The organism is Acinetobacter sp. UBA5934 (assembly GCF_002430855.1).
Taxonomy (GTDB): Bacteria; Pseudomonadota; Gammaproteobacteria; order Pseudomonadales; family Moraxellaceae; genus Acinetobacter.
This window is the reverse complement of the sequence record NZ_DJDC01000069.1, coordinates 1-6,082: the sequence shown is the minus strand read 5'-3', so window position 1 is coordinate 6,082 and position 6,082 is coordinate 1. Positions and strand designations below refer to the sequence as shown.

The following is a 6,082-nucleotide window of genomic DNA, read 5'->3' as shown; positions in this document are numbered from 1 at the left end:
AATTGTTTTAGAAACTGCATCATTATAGAGTTTTATGAATTTTTCCTTGAATTTTTAAGACTTACACCTCATATTTACTGAGATGATTTTTGATTTATAAATCAGATTATTTTTTTATTATAAGAGGATTTTCTCAATGATGCGGATTGGTTTGTTTTTGCTAACCAACCTCGCGGTACTGGTAGTAGCTGGCATTATCTTGTCACTCTTCGGTGTCGGTAGTTACCATGGCGCGGGTGGCTTAAATCTAGGCAACTTACTGGTGATCTGTTTTGTCTTTGGTATGGTTGGCTCTCTCATTTCGCTATTTATGTCGAAATGGATGGCAAAAAAATCTACCGGGACAGAGTTAATTGACCCGAATGCGCCTCGTAATCAAGCAGAAGCATGGTTGTTACAAGAAATTGCACAGTTGTCTCAACGTGCCGGCATTAATATGCCAGAAGTTGGCGTTTTCCCTTCTTATCAGTCAAATGCTTTCGCCACAGGTTGGAACAAAAACGACGCTTTAGTTGCGGTTTCAACAGGTTTGCTTGAACGTATGAACAAAGACGAACTTCGTGCGGTATTGGCGCATGAAATTGGTCACGTTGCCAATGGCGATATGGTGACACTTGCACTGGTACAAGGTGTGGTCAACGCGTTCGTAATGTTCTTTGCACGTGTAGTGGGTGACTTTATTGACCGTAACGTGTTTGGTCGCGAAGACGGCGAAGCACCTGGACTTGCTTATTTTGCCATTACCATTGTTCTGGATATTGTGTTTGGTATTTTGGCCTCTGCCATTGTGATGTGGTTCTCGCGTTACCGTGAATACCGTGCCGATGAAGCAGGTGCACGCTTAGCCGGTAAACAGGCCATGATCTCTGCATTACTGCGCTTACAGGCAGAATCAGAACTCCCTGATCAAATGCCGAAAGAGATGAAAGCCTTTGCAATTGCAGAAGGTAGAGAACAAGGTTTCAGCCTGGCTGCTTTGTTCCAGACCCATCCTACAATTGAACAACGTGTGGCTGCATTACAACAATTAAACTGTCCATAATCTTCGTTGATCAAATTGAAGATCAAAAAGCCTCCACATGGAGGCTTTTTTAATGTTAACCGGTAACACTGAACAGGCAACCGCTGATATTTCCCATACAGAACAAATCAATTTCAGCTCAATGTGCTGTCTTCAACATTAAGCACGGGTTAATTCGCGGCAATAGAATCTATAAACTTTATCTTTTGAATTAAACAGCGTTCATGCCCTGCCACCATTGCCATAACCAGCTCAAGCCCAACCACATGGCAATGACCAGTAAAACAATAAAGATAACACCCAAAAGATCAGGAAGATGTAACCAGATCCAGACTACCACCGGATTTCGCCAGAAGGCTGAATTCTGCTGTCTACGTTCCAGGCTTTCATGCAAAAAAGGATGAACCACATGTACATCACTGCGAATCTGATATTCCTCTCGAATATGCTCATGCACAATCGCTAAAGCTTTTCGGCTTGGACGGATAAAGATATCAAACACCGTTCCAGCCACCGGAATAAAACCGACTACCGCATCCATCATGGCCAGTTTCATCAGAGGATTCAGCTTGCTTTGTGGTACACCAATCTGCTTGGCTTTATAAATGGCATAACAGGTCAAAACAAAGCCCGCAACGTCTCCAGCGACAGGAATGGTACTTAAAGCAGCATCTGCACCAACGCCCTGTTTAGTAAAGGGGATGCGTACCACTGAGTCCATCATATTGGCGAATTTGGCTAAATCGCGCTCCAGACGTATGACTTCTTGCTGGCTGAGTTTTTGTTGTTGTTCGGGCATCGCTTTTTCCAAAGACATGATTCATCTAAATGATTGAGATTACATCATATCTTTTCTATAAGCTGTGTATCGATATGATTAATAAAGTAATGGCACGATGTCATAACAAAACCCTTATAGCCTCACTTGACTAAGATATTTACATGGATATCTCAGTTATGGAACAGCCTTATATCACACCTAAATCCTTCAATATTCCTTCAGCAAAAGAAGAATATTGAAGGATTGAATGGGATCAGATCATGTTTTTGGTTTGGTTTTCATCAGTGTACGAATCAGCACATACATGAAAGGAATAAAGATCAGCACCAAAATGGTCGCGAAAATCACCCCACCTAAAACACTCACCCCAATTTCCTGACGACTGGCAGCCCCTGCACCAAAGGCAAATACCAGTGGAATCACCCCGGCACCAAAAGCCAATGAAGTCATCAGAATCGGGCGTAAACGCAAACTTGCTCCTTCCAGCGCAGCTTCAACAACACTGCGGCCTTGCTGCTCGGCCAGTGAAGCAAATTCGACAATTAAAATGGCATTTTTACAAGACAAACCAATCGTGGTCAGTAAGGCAATCTGGAAATAAATATCGTTAGGGAAACCAACAAAATAGCTAAACAGGATATTACCGCCAATCCCTAAAGGAATGGCACTTAATACCGCCGTAGGAATAGACCAGCTTTCATATAGTGCAGCCAGACACAGGAAAATAAAACCAATTGAAATGAGATACAGCAATACAGCCTGATTGCTCGACTTTTTTTCTTCATAGGACAATCCGCTCCATGCCACATCTATACCTGGATGCTTGGCAACCAGCCGCTCCACATCCTGCATTGCGACACCGGAACTGACGTCTTTGGCGGTATCGGCTTCCATTTGCAAGGCGGTGTAGCCCATATAACGGTTTACCACGTCTGGCCCGCCACTCCAGCTAACATTGGCGAAATTGCTAAATGACACCATTTGATTCAAGTCATTACGTACATACCAGTATTGCAGATCTTCAGGTTTAGAACGAAATTCGGCATCACCCTGCATCATCACCCGTTTAATCCGGCCACGATCAATAAAATCATTGATATAGCTGCCGCCCCATGCACTAGCCAAGGTACTGTTAATAGCGGTTTGCGACAGTCCATTCGCCATCGCCAGTTTCTGGTCAATATTTACCTTTAAGCCTGCTTTATCTGGATTAGACCGCTTGTCCAGATTTTCAAAAGTTGTGTATTGTTTTGCCTTTTGCTGTAGCTGCTTGAACTGGCTATCCAGATAGGCCCGACCCTGACCATTGATATCTCGAATCCAGAAGTCCAGTCCATCAGTCTGACCCAGACCACTGACCGAAGCCGGCATCGTCACATTAATTTGTACATTTGGATTGTTTTTAAAATGCTTTAAGGCACGCTCCCGAATCGCTTGTGCCGAGTTTTCATCGCCAGAACGTTCATCCCAAGGTTTTAGGGCAATAAAACCCTGACCCAAATTTTGTCCTGTGCCTGAAAAATTACGCCCATAACGCACCATCACCAGATTTATATTATCTTTTTCATTTTGCAGAAAATACTGTCTAATTTGCTCACCGATTTCAGAATTTTTCGACATGGGCGCACCGTCTACCAGTTTAAACTGCACGTTTAAAATGCCCTGATCTTCACTGGGGATAAAACTGGTCGGCAAGGCGCGATAGAACAGCGCAAACACACTAATCAGTGCAGCAAAGATAATAAGGCAAATGCCCTTATGCTGCAGGCTCAAATTGGATAATTTTAAATAACGATGTTTTAAATGATCCAGTTTTTCATTGAACCAGACCGCCCATCGGGCAGGCTGTGGATTCGGCTTTAAAATCAGGGCACATAAAGCTGGCGTTAAAATCAGGGCGACAGCCAGTGATAAAGCCATGGCTGCTACTAAGGTGATCGAAAACTGTCGGTAAATTACCCCGGTTGAACCGCCGAAAAATGCCATGGGAATAAATACGGCGGTTAAAACCAAGGTAATCCCGATGAGTGCCCCGCTAATTTCCTGCATGGATTCAAGCGATGCCTCTTTAGCCGTCAAATTTTTCTCATGCATCAGCCGTTCAATATTTTCCACCACCACAATGGCATCGTCTACCAGCAAGCCGATTGCCAGGACCAAGGCAAACAAGGTCAAGGTATTGATACTCAAACCAAGTACATACAAGACTGCCATGGTACCCAGCAGCACTACAGGTACGGTAACTGCAGGAATCAGGGTCGCGCGCCAGTTTTGCAGAAACAGGAACATCACCACAATTACCAGCAACACGGCTTCCACCAGGGTTTTTACCACTTCCTTGATGGATTCTTTGACAAATGGCGTATTATCACGCGGATAAACCAGCTTATAGCCTTCAGGAAGCTGTTTCGAAATCTGCTCCACCTCAGCCTGAATCAGCGCTGAGGTCGCCAAGGCATTGGCACCAGAAGCCAGCGAAATACCCATCCCGGCAGAAGGAAAGCCGTTAATGGTATTCATGGCCTGATAATTTTCTGCACCCAGTTCTACCCGGGCGACATCTTTTAAATAGATAAAACTGCCATCACGCGCAGATTTGACAATGATATTTTCAAATTCAGGCACTGTTTTTAAACGTGAGCCGGAAGTAACCTTGGCATTGAGATACTGGTCTTCAAGTGTAGGTAAATCTCCCACTGCCCCTGCTGCAACCTGAGTATTTTGAGCTTCAACAGCTGCGCGGATATCACTCGGCATTAAATTGTATTGTTTTAATTTTAACGGGTTCAGCCAGATGCGCATCGCATATTGCGAACCAAAAACATCCACCTCACCAATGCCGTCTATACGCGCCAGCTCTTCTTCCAGATGGGTCTGCATATAGTCGGACAAGGCAATACTGTCACTTTTACCCGAGGCATCATACAGACCAATGACCATATGGGTATCCCCCAGTGACTTGAATACATTGACCCCTTGACGCTGTACATCATCGGGTAAACGGTTCAATACACCATTAATCGCATTTTGTACCTGAACTTGCGCCGTATCCGGATCGGTGCCATTTTCAAAACTGATGTTAATGCGGCTGCGTCCGGATGAATCGCTACTGGAACTAAAATACAGCAGATGATCAATACCTTTAATTTGCTGTTCCAGCACTTGGGTGACACTTTCTTCAACCGTTTCTGCTGAAGCACCATTATAGCTGGCACTTACACTAATGCGTGGCGGTGCGATGTCAGGAAAACGCTCTACCGGTAAATTGAGCGTTGCGAAAACACCAAAAGCCATCAAGATAATGGCTAAAACACCTGCAAAAATCGGTCGATGAATAAAAAATCTAGACAGCATATGTCCTGGTCACTTAAATGGTAAGGTATAAAAAATTCAGCTCAATCATTGAATAGTTAAAATGATTTATTTGATATTGATAATCAATGACAGAAGTATAAAAGCCAATCATTTTTAACAGAAAAATCAGACTTTGGCTTAAATAAGGAGAAAATATGAAGAGAATTTCTTTATTCAATGATGACTGCTTGTGAATTTTGCTCCTCGCACATAGTTCTTACTGTTTTTATTTCAATCTTTTAATTGGATTGAGTTAATTAATTTTGAATTAAGCAAGAGCGAATAGGATGGCACAAATTCTTCAATGTTTAAGTGCAATGAACTCTTATTCTCCCTTTAAAGGTAAAACCGGTGTTAAGCGCATATCGAATGCAACCCAGTATTCAATTGCCGGTTTTAAGGCAGCATTTAAACATGAAGCCGCTTTTCGCCAGATCGTCTTGATCAATATTGCCCTTATTCCAGTCAGTTTCTTTCTCAATGTCACTGCGGTTGAACAGGCTCTTATGGTTGCCGTCTGTTTACTGGCTTTAATTGTGGAATTATTTAATTCGGCGATTGAAGCCGTGGTGGATCGTATTTCTTTAGAAAAACATCCACTGTCAAAAAATGCCAAAGACATGGGCAGTGCTGCGCAGTTTGTCGCGCTTGGCATGATCTTTTTGGTTTGGCTGATTATTCTGATTAAGTAAGCATTTTATTGTATTCATCTTTATAGATGTTAAATAGCACCTTTTATCAGGTGCTTTTTTATATCTCACATTCTGAACTTTAAAGCATAAAAAACCCTGCTTGCGCAGGGTTTTTTCGAATCAGTTCAGTGCTTATGCAGAGAATTGGTTCATTGTGTTTTTCGCATCGTCACCCGCTTTAAGCGCGTTGTCACCAGCGAAGATTTCTTTGTGGTCGTCACCGATGTCAGAACC

Annotated in this window: 5 protein-coding genes; 2 read left to right on the top strand and 3 right to left on the bottom strand. The window is 43.0% G+C overall.

Going from position 1 to position 6,082, the window contains the following annotated elements; genetic code table 11:
- Positions 1-136 precede the first annotated feature (136 nt).
- The gene (gene htpX / locus B2Y23_RS05005) at positions 137-1,042 is read left to right on the top strand and encodes a protease HtpX (RefSeq protein ID WP_291369387.1); all 906 of its coding nucleotides are present in this window, start codon (positions 137-139) and stop codon (positions 1,040-1,042) included.
- A 190-nt stretch (positions 1,043-1,232) separates the two neighbouring features.
- On the opposite strand, the gene B2Y23_RS05000 is transcribed toward htpX, so the two are convergent.
- Together B2Y23_RS05000 and B2Y23_RS04995 are read right to left on the bottom strand one after the other, a co-directional pair.
- Entirely contained in the window at positions 1,233-1,838 is a 606-nt protein-coding gene (locus B2Y23_RS05000; RefSeq protein WP_409515231.1) for a DUF4112 domain-containing protein, read from the bottom strand.
- 222 nt (positions 1,839-2,060) lie between these two features.
- Positions 2,061-5,156, bottom strand: coding sequence for a multidrug efflux RND transporter permease subunit (locus tag B2Y23_RS04995; RefSeq protein WP_291369386.1), 3,096 nt, complete (start codon positions 5,154-5,156; stop codon positions 2,061-2,063).
- A gap of 317 nt (positions 5,157-5,473) precedes the next feature.
- Here B2Y23_RS04995 and B2Y23_RS04990 point away from each other — a divergent pair, with 317 nt between their 5' ends.
- Positions 5,474-5,848 (top strand): diacylglycerol kinase, encoded by a 375-nt coding sequence (locus B2Y23_RS04990; protein ID WP_291369390.1) that lies wholly within the window; start codon positions 5,474-5,476, stop codon positions 5,846-5,848.
- A gap of 132 nt (positions 5,849-5,980) precedes the next feature.
- Here the strand turns inward: B2Y23_RS04990 and B2Y23_RS04985 are convergent.
- A partial coding sequence (locus B2Y23_RS04985; protein ID WP_291369389.1) for a hypothetical protein occupies positions 5,981-6,082 on the bottom strand: 102 nt, incomplete at its 5' end.

Bases quoted from the DNA above. Each gene is read 5' to 3' on its own strand.
- htpX (WP_291369387.1), top strand. From the start codon at position 137: ATGATGCGGATTGGTTTGTTTTTGCTAACCAACCTCGCGGTACTGGTA.
- B2Y23_RS05000 (WP_409515231.1), bottom strand. From the start codon at position 1,838: ATGTCTTTGGAAAAAGCGATGCCCGAACAACAACAAAAACTCAGCCAG.
- B2Y23_RS04995 (WP_291369386.1), bottom strand. From the start codon at position 5,156: ATGCTGTCTAGATTTTTTATTCATCGACCGATTTTTGCAGGTGTTTTA.
- B2Y23_RS04990 (WP_291369390.1), top strand. From the start codon at position 5,474: ATGAACTCTTATTCTCCCTTTAAAGGTAAAACCGGTGTTAAGCGCATA.